This window comes from Luteibacter sp. P1_D3 (assembly GCF_056406135.1).
Genome location: NZ_JBFUAT010000024.1, coordinates 37,970 through 54,684 on the forward strand (window position 1 = coordinate 37,970; position 16,715 = coordinate 54,684).

The following is a 16,715-nucleotide window of genomic DNA, read 5'->3' on the forward strand; positions in this document are numbered from 1 at the left end:
CTTTTTATTTGCAGGAACCTGTCGCGAACTTACTTCGCGAACAGATGCTCCACGCCGGCACGCTCTTCGCGCAGTTCCTTCTCGGTCGCATCGATGCGAGCCTGCGAGAACGCGTTGATCTCCAGACCCTGGACGATGGCGTACTTGCCGTTCTTCACGGTCACCGGGTAGCCGAAGATCACGCCCTTCTCGACGCCGTACGAGCCGTCCGACGGGATACCCATGGAGACCCAGTCACCCTCGGCCGTGCCGAGCGTCCAGTCACGCATGTGGTCGATGGCGGCCGAGGCAGCCGACGCCGCCGACGAGGCGCCACGGGCCTTGATGATGGCCGCGCCGCGCTGCTGCACGGTCGGGATGAAGTCGCTCTCGTACCAGGCCTGGTCGACCTGCTCGAGCGCCGCCTTGCCCTTCACCGTGGTCTGGTGGAGGTCCGGGTACTGCGTGGAGCTGTGGTTGCCCCAGATCGTGAGCTTCTTGATGTCGGTCGAGTGCGTACCGGTCTTCTCGGCCAGCTGCGACAGCGCGCGGTTGTGGTCCAGGCGGACCATGGCCGTGAAGCACTTCGGATCGAGGTCCGGTGCGTTCTGCTGGGCGATCAGGGCGTTGGTGTTCGCCGGGTTACCGACGACGAGCACGCGCACGTCGCGCTTGGCGTGGTCGTTCAGGGCCTTGCCCTGCGGACCGAAGATGGCACCGTTGGCTTCGAGCAGATCCTTGCGCTCCATGCCCGGGCCGCGCGGACGCGCACCGACGAGCAGCGCGTAGTCGACGTCCTTGAAGGCGACGTTGACGTCATCGGTGGCGACGATGCCAGCGAGCGTCGGGAACGCGCAGTCGTTGAGCTCCATTACCACACCCTGCAGGGTCGGCAGCGCCGGGGTGATTTCGAGCAGGTGCAGGATGACCGGCTGGTCGGGGCCCAGCATGTCGCCGGCGGCGATACGGAACAGGAGGGCATAACCGATCTGGCCGGCTGCGCCGGTCACGGCAACGCGAACGGGTGCTTTCATCTTTCGACTCCTCAGGAATATCGCTTGGGACTGATGATCAGGTGAGCTCGGCGAAGAACTCGACGATGCGGGCCATGCCCTTGTCGAGTGCCTCGTCCGGGCAGGAATAGGAAATGCGCAAGGCGCGCGGCTCGCCGAAGGCCGAGCCCGGCACGCAGGCAACGCCCTTGGTCTCGAGCAGCGCGGCGCAGAAGTCCACGTCCGACGTGATCGCCACGCCGTTGTGCTTCTTGCCGAAGGCCACCGAGATATCCGGGAACGCGTAGAACGCGCCCTGCGGACGCGGGCAGACCACGCCCGGGATCGACACCAGCGCGTTGTAGACGCGATCGCGCTTCACGGCGAACTCGGCGCACTTCGCGACCGGCACGTCCTGCGGCCCCGACAGCGCAGCCACCGCGGCGGCGGTGATCACTTCCGGCAGGCTGGTGATGTGGTTGGAGTTGAGCGTGGTCACGGCCTTGGCCACGGATTCCGGCGCGGCGATGAAGCCGACGCGCCAGCCGGGCATGCCGTAGGTCTTCGACAGGGAATCGACGAAGATCACGCGGTCCTTCAATTCCGGACGGACGTGCACGAAGTTGTGGTAACCCACACCATCGAACACCATGGTGTTGTAGATGTCGTCGGTGATGATCCAGGTGTCCGGATACTTCGCGATGACGTCGGCCAGCGCGACGATTTCATCGCGTGTATAGACCATGCCGGTCGGATTGGACGGGTTGTTGAACAGGAAGACTCGCGGCTTGCGGGCGAGCGCTTCGTCCAGCTGGGCCGGCGTGAGCTTGTAGTGCTGCTCCGGCGGGCACGGCAGGATGTTGATCTTCGCGCCGACGATCTCGGCGATATCGAGGTAGCTGGTCCAGTACGGCGCCGGGAACGCGATTTCGTCACCCTCGTCCAGCAGGGCCTCGGCCAGGTTGTAGAGGATCTGCTTGGCGCCGACGCCGGTGGAGACGTTCTCGCGCTTGTAGCCGGTCAGCCCGAGGGCTTCGATATGACCGAGGAAGGCGTCGACCAGGGCGTCGGAGCCGCGGTTGCTGCCGTACTGGCCGGAGTCCTTCGCCAGGGCCTCGCGGGCCGCGGCGTAGACATGCTCGCCGGGGAGGAAGTTGGGGACACCGATCGAGAAGCTGACGATGTCGCGCCCCTCGGCCTTGAGTCGCTTGGCCTTTTCGGCAATGACCATGATCGCACTGGGTTTCGCGCGACCCATTCGCGTGGCGAGCTGCGGCATCGTTTCCTCGGAGGGGGACGGGGCAAAGGCCGCTATTTTAACACGGGTCAGAAACAGAAACGCCGCCCGGAGGCGGCGTTTCAAACGCAGGAAAACCGGCCGCTCAGCGCGCGTCCAGCACCGCATTCCACTTGGCGACGTTATCCGCCTGCTTTTCGAGCAGCGCGTCCACGTCACCCTCGACGGTCACTTTCTCGATGGTGTCCTCGCCTTCGATCTTGTTGACCACGGCCATGTCTTCCTGGCCCACGACTTCGCCGAAGACGCTGTGCTTTCCGTCCAGCCACGGGGTGGCGCCGTGGGTGATGAAGAACTGCGAGCCATTGGTGCCCGGGCCGGCGTTGGCCATGGACAGGACACCCGGCTTCTCGTGCTTGAGGCTGGCGTCGAACTCGTCGCCGAACTTGTAGCCCGGACCGCCGCGGCCCGAACCCTCGGGGCAGCCGCCCTGGATCATGAAGTCGGCGATCACACGGTGGAACGACAGGCCGTCGTAGTAGCCGCGCTTGGCCAGGTTCACGAAGTTGGCCACCGTCATCGGGGTCTTCTCGTCGTGCAGGCGCAGGTGGATATCGCCCTTGTTGGTCTTCATGGTGACGTTGATGGTCATCGCAATTCCTGTAACTCGTTGAAAATCGGTCCAGTCGCCTCGTGCGACCGGCTCCGGGGGGCTGCAAGGCCACCAAAGATGGCGCCCTATTCCCCAGAGTTCAAGCGAGAAAGCGTGATGGCGTCTCAGTTTTTCGGCAAAGCCAGCGCTTGAGCGGTCAGCGGACCGGCCCCGCGGGGACGCGTGTCACGGACGGCGGCATCCTCAGGCAGCGCCCTTCCCTCGCTGACGTGGGCCCAGGCGCGGTCCAGGGCCGCATAGCCGAACGGCAGCAACGGTGCGTACCGGTCGCCGAAATCCGGGAACATCAGGAACGCGTCGAAGTGCTGGGCATAGGGGACCTTCCAGAACACCGGCATGCGGCCAGCGTCTCGCAGCCACTTCACGTAGGGCTCGGAACTGAAATTGGCCGGGATCAGGCCATCCTGGGCGCCGTGAACGACCAGGATCGGCAGGCCCTCGCGCGGTAGTTCTGCCCCCGTCGCGTCAATGGCGGCCCGCAGTTGCCCAGCCTCCACACTCGTGCCGGTCTGCAGCTCGCGCAAACTCAGTACGCCGGGCAGCGTCGGATCGAGGGAAAGGTCCGCGCCCCCGGCGAGCAGAACCCCGGCACCCGGCGGTACGCCCGAGCCGTCGGCCCACCAGGCGGCCCGGAGCGTGGCATCGGCGGTACCGCCCACGCCACCCACACCGCCAGTGAGATACGCCCGATATGAAAAGCCTCCAGGCATGTGCGCGGCATCGCGCTTCAGGTACGCCGAGGCGTAGGCCGCGCTCACCACCCGCCACAGGTCGAGTGAGGTAGATGAAGCGGCTGTGGCGAGAACCTCGTCCGCCCAGCCCCCTGCCCTGAGCGTGGCCAGGGCCTCATCCGCCTGAGCCGTCGGCAAGAAGGTGGAAAGACGGCCATGGGCGCGCAGCGAGTCGCAGCGCAGGACCCAGGCCGTCGGCGAGGCAGCGCCGACACGAGCGAAGGGCACGCCATCGAAATCACGAGCCGCCAACGCCGCTGGCAACCACAGGGCGGCCTCCGTGGCGTAGTCATAGAACGAGCGGCCGCGACCGCGCACGTGGATGTTGGGTTCCAGCGCGACCACCGCAGCGAGGATGCCTTCCTCGTCATCACCCGCGGCACGCAGTACGGCTCCGCCGCCATTGGACAGGCCGGTGGCAATGATCGTCGTGTTCTGCGCGGTGAACGGCGCTTCGTCGGGGAAGGCTCGGTCGAGCATGGCCAGGCCGAAACGTGCGGCCTGCAGGACATGGCGGCCCCAGTCGGCCTCCGGATGGTCGCCGGAATGCGCGTGCTTCACCGCGATGCCGGCGTCGGCAGCAAGGCCTTGCGGTTCGAACTCGAGCGGAGCCGAGCCCGTTACGGCTCGCGTCCCGTCCAGTTGCACACCGGTGTTGTCGGACGGGTCGAAGTAGCCCGATCCACCGCCCTTGTCCGTATAGGCCACGGCGCATCCGCGTGGCAGGCCCCAGCCGCCGGCTAACGCGATGGAGCCATAGATGCCGCGCGAGCCCGACGAGGCGGTGACGACGAGGCAGCGTTTGCCGCGATCGAAATGGTCGGGGATCTGCACGAGCACGCGGTGCGATGTACGCGCTCCGGGGAGATTTGCAAAGGTGGTGAATTCACGCCCGGGAACGCTCGGAACGCTGCCGTACAAGCTACCGAAACCACCAAGCGGCCCGAGGTCCGCGATGCCTTTCCAGCTCGACTGAATCGCCCGTCGACGAAGCTCGGACGGGGTCGGCGCGGCCGGGTGCGCAAAGCGTGTCGACGTCCCGGCCAGCCCGGCCTGTCCGAGTCCTGCGCTCAACAGGTCGTCGCCATCGCGATGCGTGGTGACGCGGACGTCGCCGAAGGTGTCGTTGCGTGACATGCGGACGACGATGCGTGAATGGCTGGTCGATGGCAAGCGGGTTATCCTCGCGTCACGGCGGGGGCCGTCCACGAGGGAGCACGGGATGGAGCGCGAGCTGAGGCTGGGCGAAAAGATCGTGGTGCTGGATGACCGCACGGGCGCGCTGGAACGGAGCATCGACGTGCGTACCGGCAGGCCGCTTCCCGATACCTCGCAGGACAGGACGATCGAGGTGACCCGCCTGCCGCCTGAAGGCCTTCCCAACACATGCGACCCACTGGGCATGGCCCATGCCGAGGGGCAGCTCTACGGCGCTGTTTACGATGGACGAATCACGCCCGCCGCGTTCGCCGTCGGCTGGATGTTGATCAGCTTGAATGTCGTCACGTTCTCGCTCGCCGTGCTCTGGAACGCATGGACATCGCCCGTCGCCGACGCCGTCGTCGCCGCGATCGTGGCCCTCTGGGCATGGGTATTTCGTCGTGCGCTGCGGCGGATGCGTGAGCGTAAGCGGAGGCTGGACGCGAGCATCCCGCCCCACTGACAGCGCTGCTATCCTCCGGCTTCCCGGCAGGAGCCGGAGGAAGCCAAGGGATACTGAGCAATGATTGCCCGTCGTACCGTCCTGCTGTCTGCCGCGATCACCGCCGCACTCGGCCTCGCCGCCTGTCACAAGAAAGACGAAGCACCCGCCGCCGATCCCAAGGCCGTCGCCGCCGCGCAGACCGCGATCGCTGCGCCGGCGTGGTTACGCCAGCACCTGCCCGCACAGGCTGTCGCTTACCTGCGCCTGCCGTCGCCCTGGGCTGTCATCGGTGGCGTGCCGAACGGACGTCCGCTCGATGCCGCCCTTTCCGTCAAGGCGAATCTCGATGCCGTGGCGAAGCTGCGCGAGACCATCGCGAAAGACAAGGTCCTGGCCGATGCCAAGATCGGTCCGGCACTCAACCTCCTGCTGGGCGATCTTCGTTCGCCGCTGGAGGTCGCCCTGCTCGATCCGCTGGGCATTCCCTCGCCGACCTCGCGCGTCGTCGCGACGGGCAGCTTCTCGTTCGATTCCATCGCCGCGTTCAATGCGCGTCTTGCCTCGCTCAATGCGCCGCTGCTGGTCGCGCCTCTGGATGCCCAGGGCAACGGCAAGCTGACCTCGGGCGGCAGTGTCCGGTATGTCGTCGCCGACCATCGCCTGTGGGTCACCCAGTCGATGCAGCAACCCAGCGACGAGCACACCATCGACGAGCTGGTCGCCACGTTCGCCAAGTCCTCGGCGGCCACCGCGCCGGCGACGCTCGGCGCGCTCGAAGCCCACATCGACACCTCGGGTGAAGGCCTGTTCGGCTGGGCGACCATTCGCGGCATCGGCGCTGTCGCCGCCAACCAGGCCGGCGAATCGCCGCTGGGCAAGCTGCCGACGGATTTTGCGTCCAAGGCCGATGCGTTCGCCTTCGGCAGCGGCACCGTGGACGGTCGGGGCCAGTTCCGCATGGTGGTGCATGCCCCACAGGCTCGCGTCCTGCAGTACGCGGCGCCGCGCTCGTTCGCACCGACGGTGAAGAGCGTGGGCGAGCCGCGCTGGGCGATGACCTTTGCGCTACCCAGCGCCGAGGGTTACAAGGCCTTCGAGGACAACCTCAATCTGGACTTCGGCGCCGAACGCGCGAAGACCATCCGCGACGGCCTGACCAAGATGCGGGCCAAATATGGCTTCGACATCGCCGACTACACGAAGTGGATGGGCCCGGAGTCCATCGTCTTTGCCGACGACGCCGGCCAGTTCGTCGCCATCCGCGCTCGCGACCTGAAAGCCTGGCACGCGCGTATCGACGAGATGACCAAGGCGGGACGCTGGCGCAGCGGTGAGACGACCGTCGACGACGCGAAGGTGCACTGGCTGTTCATGCCGGGCGCCCCGTACGAGCCGGCGGCCGATCATCCCGAGCAGCAGGCCCTCGTGCCCTTCATGAACATCATGCAGCGCTTCGGCAGCCGGCTGTATTGGGTGGAAGAAGGCGACTGGATCATCCTCGGCAAGGTGCCCCAGGCCCTGGCCGATCGCGCCGCGGCCAAGCCGGATACCTCGCTGGAAGACTGGTTCCGTGGACGGGCGTACCCTGGCTCGCACGTGTTGATGGGTTACACGGCGAACAGCCGCGACGCCCAGCGCGACGCTTACTACACCTATATCGGGATCCTGCAGATGATGGGCGGCATGGCCGGGGCGGACCTGGACATCACCAGCCTTCCTGCCGCCCATACGCTCGGCCTGCCCGAGAAGGGCGTGGTCGGCGCGGCGATCGAAGCCGACGCAGATACGTTCGCCATCTCGTTCACTTACGAGCAGAGTCCCGCGGAACTGGTCGGCCAGATGGGCTCGGCCGGCGCCGTCGCGACGGCGGCCATTCTTGYGGCGATCGCCGTGCCGCAGTACCAGCAATACATGTTGCGTAGCCAAGTGTCGGGGGCCCTCGCCGCCGCCGACCCGGTCAAGCTCGCGGTCGCCGGGCGTCGCCTGGCTACGGGCAAGTTCCCTGCGAACAACGCGGCGGCCGGCCTGGGCAAGCCGGAAACCCTCGGCAACGATTACGCCGGCTCGGTCGAGGTTGGCCAGGGCGGCGAGATCCTCGTCACGATGGACGCCACCCCGCCGCACAAGACGGATGCGAAGCTCGATTCCGGTCAGATCATCCTGACGCCGAAGGTGGACGGCAAATCGATCACCTGGACCTGCTCGGGGGACGGGATCGACCCGAAGAACATGCCGGCCACCTGCCGGGATGAACCCGCCCAGCTCTGATGACGACCGCGACGCCCCTCAGCCGGGGGGCGTCGCCAAACGGCGTGCGCGCTCGTCCCGGATACGCTGCTCGATGGCGAGCACGATGTCGATCTCTGCCGGCGAGAGCTGCTCGTTCCACATGTCGTAGACGCCCTGTCCTGGCGCGCAGGTGTAACCGTCGCTCGCCAGGCAGATCATGGCCGAACGCATGCCGCCAGGCTCGCAGCCACCCGTCGTCGCACACTGCATGTCGTCGAGAGCCACGTGCTGGTACTTGTGCAGGTCGGCCTCGTACGCCGAGCCTTGAACGAGATCCCGACCCAGGTCCCAGTGACCCGTCGCGTCTCGCGGAAGGAGAACACTGGCCATGTCCGTGACCTCGACGTCGTCGGAAGACGTCACGGCCTCGAAGATCTCGTCCACCGACCGAGGGCCGGTCGCCGCCCATCCGGGATAACGCCGGTCGAAGGCAACCCTGCCCCGCTGGTTGATGCTGTCCAGCTCGGCCTGCGATACGGTCCGCGTGCAGAACGATGCCTTCCAGGCGGCGTAGGCCATGGCTCGTGGGTTGTTTGTACGGCTCTGCCAACCCGGCTCCACAGCGTGTCGGCAGACCGCAGCGGCCTGGCGCATGAGGAGGGTCGCGGCGACGTCCCCCTCTCCGGACAGGGGACCCAATCGCGCGAAAAGCGCCTCGACGGTGCGATCGTCGCCTGCTCCGAGGAGGGGCTGCATCGCGGCGGGGGGCTTTCGACCGAGGCCTCGCTCAGTGGCATGTCGGGTGCCCGGCGGCGCCGTATCCACGCGAATCGATGCGGGCGCCACCGGCGACGTCGAGGGCCTGGCGTGGCCAGAATGACCACCGGTCACCGCGAAAACGAGAGCGAGCGAAAGCAGTAACCCCACCGTCCACCCGATCGCCCTTGGCGTCAGACGCCCTGTCAACCGCTTTTCCATGCCCGGCCCCTTTTCCATGGGCGGCAGCTTAGCGCCTCGCCGGCCGCCGTAAAACGGCCCTTTTTCCTGCTTTCGGATGGATTTCGATGCATCGGGCGAGCTTCCTGACGGACTCTCCGCCCCCGTCATGCGAAAGTCGCTCTTTTCCTTTATAATCGGCGGCTTCCCAAACCAAAGAGGCGATCCGGCTTTACGCCGGCGCATACCGCATGTCGATCGAATTCCTGCGCAATATCGCCATCGTCGCTCACGTCGACCATGGTAAGACCACCCTCGTCGACCAGCTTCTGAAGCAGTCCGGCACGCTCAATGAGCGCACCGTGCTCGCCGAGCGCGTCATGGATTCGAACGACCAGGAAAAGGAGCGTGGCATCACGATCCTGGCCAAGAACACGGCCATCACCTGGGAAGACAAGAAGACGGGTGCGAAGAACCGCATCAACATCGTCGACACCCCGGGACATGCCGACTTCGGTGGCGAAGTCGAGCGCGTGCTGTCGATGGTCGACACCGTGCTGATCCTGGTCGACGCGATGGACGGCCCGATGCCGCAGACGCGCTTCGTCACCCAGAAGGCGTTCGCGATGGGCTTCAAGCCGATCGTCGTCGTCAACAAGGTCGACCGCCCCGCCGCCCGTACGGAGTGGGTCGTCGAGCAGGTCTGGGATCTGTTCGCCAAGCTCGGTGCCACCGATGAGCAGATGGACTTCCCGATCGTCTACGCCTCGGCGCTCAACGGCTACGCCTCGCTCGACGAGAATGCCCGCGAAGGCGACATGACCCCGCTGTACGAAGCGATCATGCAGCACGCGCCGAAGCCGGACGTCGATCCGGACGGCCCCTTCCAGATGCGCATCAGCCAGCTGGACTACAACAACTTCGTCGGCGTCATCGGCATCGGCCGCGTGCAGCGCGGCACCCTGAAGAAGGGCATGCAGGTCGCCGTGATCGACCGTGAAGGCAAGAAGCGCCAGGGCAAGGTCGCCCAGGTACTCGGCTTCCTCGGCCTCGAGCGTATCGAGCAGGAAAGCGCCGAAGCCGGCGATATCGTCGCCATCTCGGGCATCGCGGACCTGACCATTTCGGACACGCTGACCTCGCCGGATACGCCGGAAGCGCTGCCCGCGCTGAGCGTCGACGAGCCGATGATCAGCATGACCTTCCAGGTCAACAACTCGCCGTTCGTCGGCAGCAAGGATCTTTCGGGCGGCAAGTTCCTCACCAGCCGTCAGCTGCGTGAGCGCCTCGACCGCGAGAAGGTGCACAACGTCGCCCTCCGCGTCGAAGACGGCTCCGATGCCGACAAGTTCCTGGTCTCGGGCCGCGGCGAACTGCATCTCTCGGTGCTGATCGAGAACATGCGTCGCGAAGGCTACGAGCTGGCCGTATCGCGTCCGGAAGTCATCCTCAAGGACATCGACGGCCAGAAGATGGAGCCGATCGAGGAACTGGTGATCGACATCGAGGAAATTCATCAGGGCGGCGTCATGGAGCGCCTCGGMATCCGCAAGGGCGACCTGAAGAACATGGTGTCGGACGGTAACGGTCGCGTGCGTCTCGAGTATGAGATCCCGGCCCGCGGCCTGATCGGCTTCCAGAACCAGTTCAAGACCCTGACCCAGGGTTCGGGCCTGCTGTTCCACGTGTTCAAGCACTACGGCCCGTACACCCCGGCCCCGATCGCCAAGCGCCAGAACGGCGTCATGATCGCGAATGCCGGCGGCAACACCCCGGCCTACTCGCTCGGACCCCTGCAGGAACGCGGCAAGCTGTTCGCCGCCGAAGGCGACGCCGTGTATGAAGGCCAGCTCATCGGCATTCACGCGAAGGACAACGACCTCACCGTCAACGCCATCAAGCCGAAGCCGCTGACCAACATGCGCGCCTCCGGTAAGGACGATGCGATCCAGCTGACCCCGGCGCTCAAGTTCACGCTGGAGCAGGCCCTGGACTTCATCGACGATGACGAGTTGGTCGAAGTCACGCCGAAGGAAATCCGCATGCGCAAGAAGCACCTGACCGAAGGCGATCGCAAGAAGTCTTCGCGCGGCGCTTAATCGTTCCGATAGCGTTCGACGCTAGCAAGAGGCCCGGCTCACGCCGGGCCTTTTTTTGGGCTTCTTTTGTGGAGCTCTTGTTGTGGGAGCCGCTTCAGCGGCGATGGGTGCTGGCGTCACCCTGCCCGCTGCCGCGGGATCGCCGATGAATCGGCTCCCACAGGGCTCTCGAACTCACCGCGGACGCGCGGCAGGAAGCTGTCGAACTCGCGCTGCACGAAGGCGATCAGGCCTTCACGCACCTTGCAGCGAAGATCCCAGGACTTACTCGAATTGGACGAGCTGACCAGCGCACGCAGCTGCATCGCCTTGTCGTTGGTGTCGACCACCTGCAACACGCACACACGGCCATCCCATTCGGGGGCCTGCTTGCAGAGACGTTCGAGCTCGGTGCGCAAGGGGTCCAGCGGCAGGCCGTAGTCGAACCACAACATGGCCGAACCGAGCACCTGCGAATTGGTGCGCGTCCAGTTCTGGAACGGGTTTTCGATAAAGTACTGCAAGGGCACCACGAGGCGGCGCTCGTCCCAGATGCGCACGACGACGTAGGTGCTGGTGATCTCTTCGATCTTGCCCCACTCGCCTTCGATCACCACGACGTCATCGAGCCGGATCGGTTGGGTCAGTGCGATCTGCAGGCCCGCGATGAGGTTGCCGAGCACAGGCTTCGCCGCGAGACCCACCGCCAGACCGGCGAGCCCGGCCGACGCCAGCAGGCTGGCACCAAACTGGCGCACGGTCGGAAACGTCATCAGCGCCACGCCGATACCCAGCACCACGGCCACCACGCTGCCGGTGCGACTGAGCACACGCGCCTGCGTCTGCACGCGGCGCGCACGGAGGTTGTCTTCGCGGTCGATCGGATTGAACCGAGACACGGTCGCGTCGAGCGCACCGATGCAGCGGACGATGAACCACGTGCAGGCGACGATCAGCCCGAGGCTGACGACGTGTTCCAGGCCATCGATGAGGCTGGCCGGCTCGTCGGGCGACGCCCTGAAGGCGATCAACAGCATGACAAGGGGAACGATGGCTTCCATCGGGGCATTCGCCCGGGCGATCATGCTCGCCCCCGCAGGATGCGTGATCGCGAAGCGGCGCAGGAAAAATTTCGTCACGCGACGGAGGACACCCGCGACGGCCAGCGCGATCACGACGATCAACGCAAAACGCGTCCACGGATGCGCAAGATCTGGCATCCAGTTGGAAGGATTCATGGTTTCCAGCCTAGCGGCCGGTATGTCCACATAATGTTGTGGTGCAGCAAGAGCGAGGTAAAGTGCCGGCATGTCCACCCCGATCATCGTTTCCTGGAGCGGCGGCAAAGACTGCCTGATGACACTCGGGCGCCTGCGTGCCGATCCTTCCTGGCGCGTCGTCGGCCTGCTGACCACGGTGACTGCCAACCACGACCGCATCGCCATGCATGGCGTGCGCCGAACCGTCCTCGCGTCGCAGGCGGCCTCGCTGGGGCTACCGGTCGTCGAGGCCGTGCTCACCTGGCCCAGCCACAACGACGCCTATGAGGAGGCCTTTGCGACGGCCCTCGACATGGCACGGCAGCGGTGGCCCGCCCTCGCCCACATCGCCTTCGGCGACCTGTTCCTCGCCGACGTGCGCGCCTATCGCGAAGCGCAGCTCGCCCGCATCGGCGGCTGGACCGGCGTCTATCCCCTATGGGGCGAGGACACCGCCGTGCTGGGGCGGCGCTTCGTCGCCGATGGACACCGCGCCGCGCTCTGCTGCGTGGACACGACGCAACTCGACGCCGGCTTCTGTGGACGCGACTATGACGATGCGCTGCTCGATGCGCTGCCTGCATCCGTCGATCCCTGCGGCGAAAACGGCGAGTTCCATACGCTCAGCTACGGCGGGCCGCTGTTTGCGCACGACATGCGCATCGCTCGCGGCGAATCGGTGCTTCGCGACGAACGTTTCCAGTACACCGATTTCCTCCTCGATGACTGACGCCTTCGTCCTGCCCGACGTGCTCGAGCCAGGACTGTCGCTGGTCTTCTGCGGCACGGCGGCAGGTACGCGATCCGCACAGGATCGTGCGTACTACGCGCATCCGGGAAACATGTTCTGGCGCACGGTATTCGCGGTCGGCCTGACGCCACGCCTGCTCGCACCAGCCGAGTTTGCACAGATGCCGGGCTTCGGTCTCGGACTCACCGACTTGTCCAAGTTTCACTACGGCAACGACAACGAACTGCCGGTCGATGCCTTCGATGTCGCCGCGTTACGTACCAAGATAGAAACGTTCGCACCCCGCGTGCTCGCCTTTACCAGCAAGCACGCCGGCACGTCGGCACTGGGAAAGCCCCTCGCGTATGGCGTGCAGCCGACGAGATGGGGCCTCACGCAGCTGTTCGTTCTCCCCTCGCCCTCCGGCCAGGCACGCCGCTCATGGAACGTCGGCATCTGGCAGGAGCTGGCCGATCTCGTGTGGGCTCAGCCGCCTGGAATCGAGCGATAGGCACGCACATCGTTCGGTGACACCGACGGCGCCTTGTTCGACCAGGCCTGGCGGATATAGGTCACGACCGCAGCGGCATCGTCATCGGACAAGCTCTGCGAGAACGGCGGCATCGAGTACGGACGCGGATTGGCGGCAGTTCCTGGCGCGAAGCCACCCGACAGGACGATGCGAATGGCGTTGATACCGGTCGGCTCGACGACGGACGAATTACCGTCCAAGGGCGGATACGCCGTGCCCTTGCCGCGCCCATCGGCGGCATGGCAGCTGGCGCATTGGTCGACGTAGACCTTCTGCCCCGCCTTGGCCAGATCGACGGCATCCGCCGCCGACTCGCGCTGGCGGGGTGCCGGGCGCTCTGGCAGCGACTTCAGGTACGTGGCCATCGCGGCGAGATCGGCATCGTCGAGGTGCTGCGTGCTCCGGATCACGACATCGGCCATCGGGCCGAAGGCCGTGCCCTTGCGCGAGCGGCCGGTCTTCAACAGAGAAACGACATCCGCCTCGGTCCAGCCACTCAGGCCACCGTGAGGGCCCATGGAAAGATCAGGTGCGTACCAGTTCTGCACGGGTACCAGGCCGCCAGCGAGGAAGGGCTCGGTGACCATCGCACCGAAGGTGTTGCGCGGCGCGTGGCACTCATTGCAATGACCCAGGCCTTGCACGAGATACGCACCGCGGTTCCAGGCAGCCGACTGTTTCGAATCCGGCGCGTACTCGCCTTCGTCGAAGTAGAGCAGACGCCAGGAAGCCATGAGCGAGCGCATGCTGTACGGCCAGCGCAAGGCGGGCTCCGTGTGGGCAAGCTTTACCGGCGGAAGGGCCTTCAGATAGGCGAAGATCGCATCAGTGTCCGCACGCGTGACCTTGGTGTACGAGGTGAACGGAAATGCCGGGTAAAGCGATGTGCCGTCGTGCCCTTTACCCGAGTGCATCGCACGATAGAAATCCTCGGCCGTCCATCCGCCCAGTCCTGTTTCACGATCGGGCGTGAGGTTGGGCGCGGTGATCGCGCCGAACGGCGTCGGCACGACGTGGCCGCCAGCGAACGACGCGCCGTTGCGCGCGGTATGGCAGGAATCGCAATCGCCGGCGACCGTGAGGTAATGGCCGCGCGCGACGAGATCATCGGCACTGACCGAGCAGGCGGCACCGACCAGCGCCAACGCGACAAGGAGACGGGTGAAGATACTCATGTCCCGGCTCCCAGCACGCCGCAATGCAGCGGCGGCGAAACGCTTCCCGCCGGCTCCGCATGCGCGTCCGCTGGCACCGGGCGCTGGGCCAGCCATGCCGAGACGGCGCTGATATCCGCATCGCTCAGGCGACCGACGATGGTCTTCATGCAGTCCGGCGCCACGGTATTGCGCGTGTTCGTCCGCCAGGAACCGAGCTGGGCACTGATGTAATCGTAGGGAAGACCGACGAGCCCGGGGATGTCCGGTTGCACACCCGTGAGGTTCGGGCCGTGACAGGCCATGCAGGGGGGAATGCCGCGCGCCGTGTCGCCCTTGGTGACCAGCTGCTCGCCGCGCGTCATGGCAGCCGGCGACGTCGCCGGGACGTCGTGCAGCGTGTAGGGGACATCCTGGGCGGAGAAATATTCCGCGATCTCGCGCATGTAGTCGTCGGTGAGCGGACCGACGGTGTATTCCATGATCGGGTAGTGCCGCAGGCCCCGCTGGAAGTCCTGCATCTGCCGATGCAGGTAACCCGCTGGCTTGCCGGCCAGACGGGGATTGAAGCCGTTGCTGCCGCCTTCGCCGTGCTCGCCGTGGCAACTCGTGCAGGCCGCGATGCGCTGGACCAGGGTATCGGGTACCGGAGGCGTGTCGGCCGCCATGGCCTGCATGGCGAAGAACGCGGCGACCGTGACGGCCAGCCGGCGGAAGAGACGACGCATGTGGCACTCCCTGGCGTAAGCAATGGCTAGGCCCATGCAGTATAGCCACGCACGGGTATGCGGTAGATTGCAGGCAGTCGCCACACCGTAGCCAGGGGAAAAAGACATATGCAGCATGTATGGATCAGGCCGGCCGCACTGACGCTGGCCCTCGCCGTCTCGTTGTCCGCAGGCGCCGCGCACGCGCGGGATGCGAACGAAGACGATGCGTTCGCGTCGATCGCCACCGTCCGCCAGGCCTATGCCTCGGGCGCGCTGACGCCAGAAGGCCTCACGGCCCTCTTCCTCTCGCGCATCGCGACGATCGACAAGGCGGGCCCGACGGTCAACGCCGTGCTCGAAACCAATCCCGACGCCCTGGCCATCGCGCGCAAGTCGGGCAAGACCGGTCCGCTCGCCGGTATCCCCATCCTGCTCAAGGACAACATCGACACCGGCGACAGCATGCAGACCACGGCGGGGTCCCTCGCACTGGCGGGCAAGCCGGCACCGCACGATTCGGCCGTCGCGGCGAAGCTGCGCAAGGCGGGCGCCATCATTCTGGGTAAAACCAATCTCAGCGAATGGGCCAACATGCGCAGCAACCATGCCACGAGTGGCTGGACGGGACGCGGCGGGCTCACGGTCAATCCGTACGTGCTCGACCGCAACGCCTGTGGCTCGAGCGCCGGTTCGGGTTCGGCGGTCGCCGCCGGCCTCGCCACCGTGGCGATCGGCAGCGAGACCGATGGGTCGATCATCTGTCCGGCATCGATGACCGGCCTGGTCGGGATCAAGCCGACCGTTGGACTGGTCAGCCGCACGGGCATCATCCCCATCTCGCACAGCCAGGACACGGCCGGCCCGATGGCCCGCAGCGTCGCCGATGCGGCCACGGTCCTCAGCGCGATCGCCGGCAGCGATCCACGCGATCCCGCCACGAAGGACGCCGACAAACACGCCACTGACTATACGAAGTTCCTCGACCCGAACGCACTGCGCGGCAAACGCATCGGCGTGGTGCGTGAACTGGGTGGCATCGAGCCGAATGCGGATCGCGCCCTGGAGAAAACCATCGCCATTCTCAAGGCGCAGGGTGCGACCGTCGTCGATCCGGTCGAGATTCCGCATCTGAAGGAACTGAGCGAGCACGAACTCGACGTGTTGCTGTACGAGTTCAAGCACGACATCAACGCCTACCTCGCCGGCCGACCGGACCAGCCGATGAAGACGCTGGCCGACCTCATCGCTTTCAACGATCGCGAGGCAGCAAGAGAGATGCCGTGGTTCGGCCAGGAGCTGTTCCTGCAGGCACAGGCAAAGGGCGACCTGACCGACCCGACCTACCTGCAGATCCGCGATCGCAACCAGCGTCTCGCCGGCCCCGAAGGTATCGACGCGGCGCTCGCGAAGGATCATCTCGACGCCCTGCTCGCTCCCAGTTGGGGACCCGCCTTCGTCAACGATCTCGTGCTCGGCGATCACGTCGTCAGCGGTGACCCGACTGTCGGCGGCGTATCGGCGCCGGCGGCGATCTCAGGCTACCCGTCGATCACCCTGCCCGTCGACTTCGCCCATGAGTTGCCGGTGGGCGTGGTGTTCTTTAGTGCGAAGTGGAGCGAACCTACGTTGATCGCAATCGCGTATGGTGTCGAGCAAAAAGCCAACGCCTACCGGCGGCCGCGGTTCCTGACGACCTTGCCGATTCGCTGAAAAAAGAAAGGCCCGCATCGATGCGGGCCTTCTTTTTTGTGGGAGCCGCTTCAGCGGCGATGGAATGCTTGCCGCAAACTGTCCCGCTGCCGCGGGATCGCCGATGAATCGGCTCCCACA

14 protein-coding genes are annotated in these 16,715 nt (G+C 65.9%); 6 read left to right on the forward strand and 8 right to left on the reverse strand.

Translation table 11 applies throughout. The features are described from left to right. Window positions 1-29 precede the first annotated feature (29 nt). The 4 genes from AC1DYM_RS15645 to AC1DYM_RS15660 form a co-directional block, all read right to left on the reverse strand. Window positions 30-1,013 (reverse strand): malate dehydrogenase, encoded by a 984-nt coding sequence (locus tag AC1DYM_RS15645; protein ID WP_046966726.1) that lies wholly within the window; start codon window positions 1,011-1,013, stop codon window positions 30-32. 37 nt (window positions 1,014-1,050) lie between these two features. Further along, the gene (locus AC1DYM_RS15650) at window positions 1,051-2,250 is read right to left on the reverse strand and encodes a pyridoxal phosphate-dependent aminotransferase (protein ID WP_477339847.1); all 1,200 of its coding nucleotides are present in this window, start codon (window positions 2,248-2,250) and stop codon (window positions 1,051-1,053) included. Between the two features lie 103 nt (window positions 2,251-2,353). Further along, the gene (locus AC1DYM_RS15655) at window positions 2,354-2,860 is read right to left on the reverse strand and encodes a peptidylprolyl isomerase (RefSeq protein ID WP_477339849.1); all 507 of its coding nucleotides are present in this window, start codon (window positions 2,858-2,860) and stop codon (window positions 2,354-2,356) included. Between the two features lie 125 nt (window positions 2,861-2,985). Further along, entirely contained in the window at window positions 2,986-4,785 is a 1,800-nt protein-coding gene (locus tag AC1DYM_RS15660; RefSeq protein WP_477339851.1) for a 3-hydroxybutyrate oligomer hydrolase family protein, read from the reverse strand. A 49-nt stretch (window positions 4,786-4,834) separates the two neighbouring features. On the opposite strand from AC1DYM_RS15660, the gene AC1DYM_RS15665 reads away from it, so the two are divergent. Beyond that, entirely contained in the window at window positions 4,835-5,275 is a 441-nt protein-coding gene (locus AC1DYM_RS15665; RefSeq protein WP_477339853.1) for a hypothetical protein, read from the forward strand. 60 nt (window positions 5,276-5,335) lie between these two features. Then, complete coding sequence (locus AC1DYM_RS15670; protein WP_477339855.1) at window positions 5,336-7,525, forward strand: pilin; 2,190 nt, start codon at window positions 5,336-5,338, stop codon at window positions 7,523-7,525. An 18-nt stretch (window positions 7,526-7,543) separates the two neighbouring features. Here the strand turns inward: AC1DYM_RS15670 and AC1DYM_RS15675 are convergent, their stop codons facing one another. Next, window positions 7,544-8,065: a hypothetical protein gene (locus tag AC1DYM_RS15675; RefSeq protein WP_477339857.1), complete on the reverse strand. Its 522-nt coding sequence runs from the start codon at window positions 8,063-8,065 to the stop codon at window positions 7,544-7,546. A gap of 608 nt (window positions 8,066-8,673) precedes the next feature. On the opposite strand from AC1DYM_RS15675, the gene typA reads away from it, so the two are divergent. After that, window positions 8,674-10,521, forward strand: a complete 1,848-nt coding sequence (gene typA / locus AC1DYM_RS15680; protein ID WP_477339859.1) for a translational GTPase TypA — start codon at window positions 8,674-8,676, stop codon at window positions 10,519-10,521. Between the two features lie 116 nt (window positions 10,522-10,637). Here typA and AC1DYM_RS15685 read toward each other — a convergent pair whose 3' ends face one another. Further along, a complete protein-coding gene (locus AC1DYM_RS15685; protein ID WP_477339861.1) occupies window positions 10,638-11,738 on the reverse strand; it encodes a mechanosensitive ion channel family protein in 1,101 nt (366 codons plus the stop codon). A gap of 70 nt (window positions 11,739-11,808) precedes the next feature. Here AC1DYM_RS15685 and AC1DYM_RS15690 point away from each other — a divergent pair, with 70 nt between their 5' ends. Together AC1DYM_RS15690 and AC1DYM_RS15695 are read left to right on the forward strand one after the other, a co-directional pair. Next, window positions 11,809-12,489 carry a Dph6-related ATP pyrophosphatase gene (locus AC1DYM_RS15690; protein WP_477339863.1) on the forward strand — a complete coding sequence of 227 codons (681 nt, stop codon included), beginning with the start codon at window positions 11,809-11,811 and terminating at the stop codon, window positions 12,487-12,489. Beyond that, window positions 12,482-13,000 (forward strand): mismatch-specific DNA-glycosylase, encoded by a 519-nt coding sequence (locus AC1DYM_RS15695; protein WP_477339865.1) that lies wholly within the window; start codon window positions 12,482-12,484, stop codon window positions 12,998-13,000. The genes AC1DYM_RS15690 and AC1DYM_RS15695 overlap by 8 nt, the downstream gene beginning before the upstream one ends. On the opposite strand, the gene AC1DYM_RS15700 is transcribed toward AC1DYM_RS15695, so the two are convergent. After that, window positions 12,976-14,196: a c-type cytochrome gene (locus tag AC1DYM_RS15700; RefSeq protein WP_477339867.1), complete on the reverse strand. Its 1,221-nt coding sequence runs from the start codon at window positions 14,194-14,196 to the stop codon at window positions 12,976-12,978. The two genes, AC1DYM_RS15695 and AC1DYM_RS15700, sit on opposite strands and share 25 nt — an antisense overlap. Beyond that, the gene (locus tag AC1DYM_RS15705) at window positions 14,193-14,903 is read right to left on the reverse strand and encodes a c-type cytochrome (protein ID WP_477339869.1); all 711 of its coding nucleotides are present in this window, start codon (window positions 14,901-14,903) and stop codon (window positions 14,193-14,195) included. The genes AC1DYM_RS15700 and AC1DYM_RS15705 overlap by 4 nt, the downstream gene beginning before the upstream one ends. A gap of 108 nt (window positions 14,904-15,011) precedes the next feature. Here AC1DYM_RS15705 and AC1DYM_RS15710 point away from each other — a divergent pair, with 108 nt between their 5' ends. Next, window positions 15,012-16,595: an amidase gene (locus AC1DYM_RS15710; RefSeq protein WP_477339871.1), complete on the forward strand. Its 1,584-nt coding sequence runs from the start codon at window positions 15,012-15,014 to the stop codon at window positions 16,593-16,595. Window positions 16,596-16,715: the final 120 nt, after the last annotated feature.

What these genes read in the sequence shown, in the direction of transcription:
- AC1DYM_RS15645 (WP_046966726.1), bottom strand. Translation starts at nt 1,013, where the DNA reads ATGAAAGCACCCGTTCGCGTTGCCGTGACCGGCGCAGCCGGCCAGATC.
- AC1DYM_RS15650 (WP_477339847.1), bottom strand. Translation starts at nt 2,250, where the DNA reads ATGCCGCAGCTCGCCACGCGAATGGGTCGCGCGAAACCCAGTGCGATC.
- AC1DYM_RS15655 (WP_477339849.1), bottom strand. Translation starts at nt 2,860, where the DNA reads ATGACCATCAACGTCACCATGAAGACCAACAAGGGCGATATCCACCTG.
- AC1DYM_RS15665 (WP_477339853.1), top strand. Translation starts at nt 4,835, where the DNA reads ATGGAGCGCGAGCTGAGGCTGGGCGAAAAGATCGTGGTGCTGGATGAC.
- AC1DYM_RS15675 (WP_477339857.1), bottom strand. Translation starts at nt 8,065, where the DNA reads ATGGCCTACGCCGCCTGGAAGGCATCGTTCTGCACGCGGACCGTATCG.
- AC1DYM_RS15685 (WP_477339861.1), bottom strand. Translation starts at nt 11,738, where the DNA reads ATGAATCCTTCCAACTGGATGCCAGATCTTGCGCATCCGTGGACGCGT.
- AC1DYM_RS15690 (WP_477339863.1), top strand. Translation starts at nt 11,809, where the DNA reads ATGTCCACCCCGATCATCGTTTCCTGGAGCGGCGGCAAAGACTGCCTG.
- AC1DYM_RS15695 (WP_477339865.1), top strand. Translation starts at nt 12,482, where the DNA reads ATGACTGACGCCTTCGTCCTGCCCGACGTGCTCGAGCCAGGACTGTCG.
- AC1DYM_RS15700 (WP_477339867.1), bottom strand. Translation starts at nt 14,196, where the DNA reads ATGAGTATCTTCACCCGTCTCCTTGTCGCGTTGGCGCTGGTCGGTGCC.
- AC1DYM_RS15705 (WP_477339869.1), bottom strand. Translation starts at nt 14,903, where the DNA reads ATGCGTCGTCTCTTCCGCCGGCTGGCCGTCACGGTCGCCGCGTTCTTC.
- AC1DYM_RS15710 (WP_477339871.1), top strand. Translation starts at nt 15,012, where the DNA reads ATGCAGCATGTATGGATCAGGCCGGCCGCACTGACGCTGGCCCTCGCC.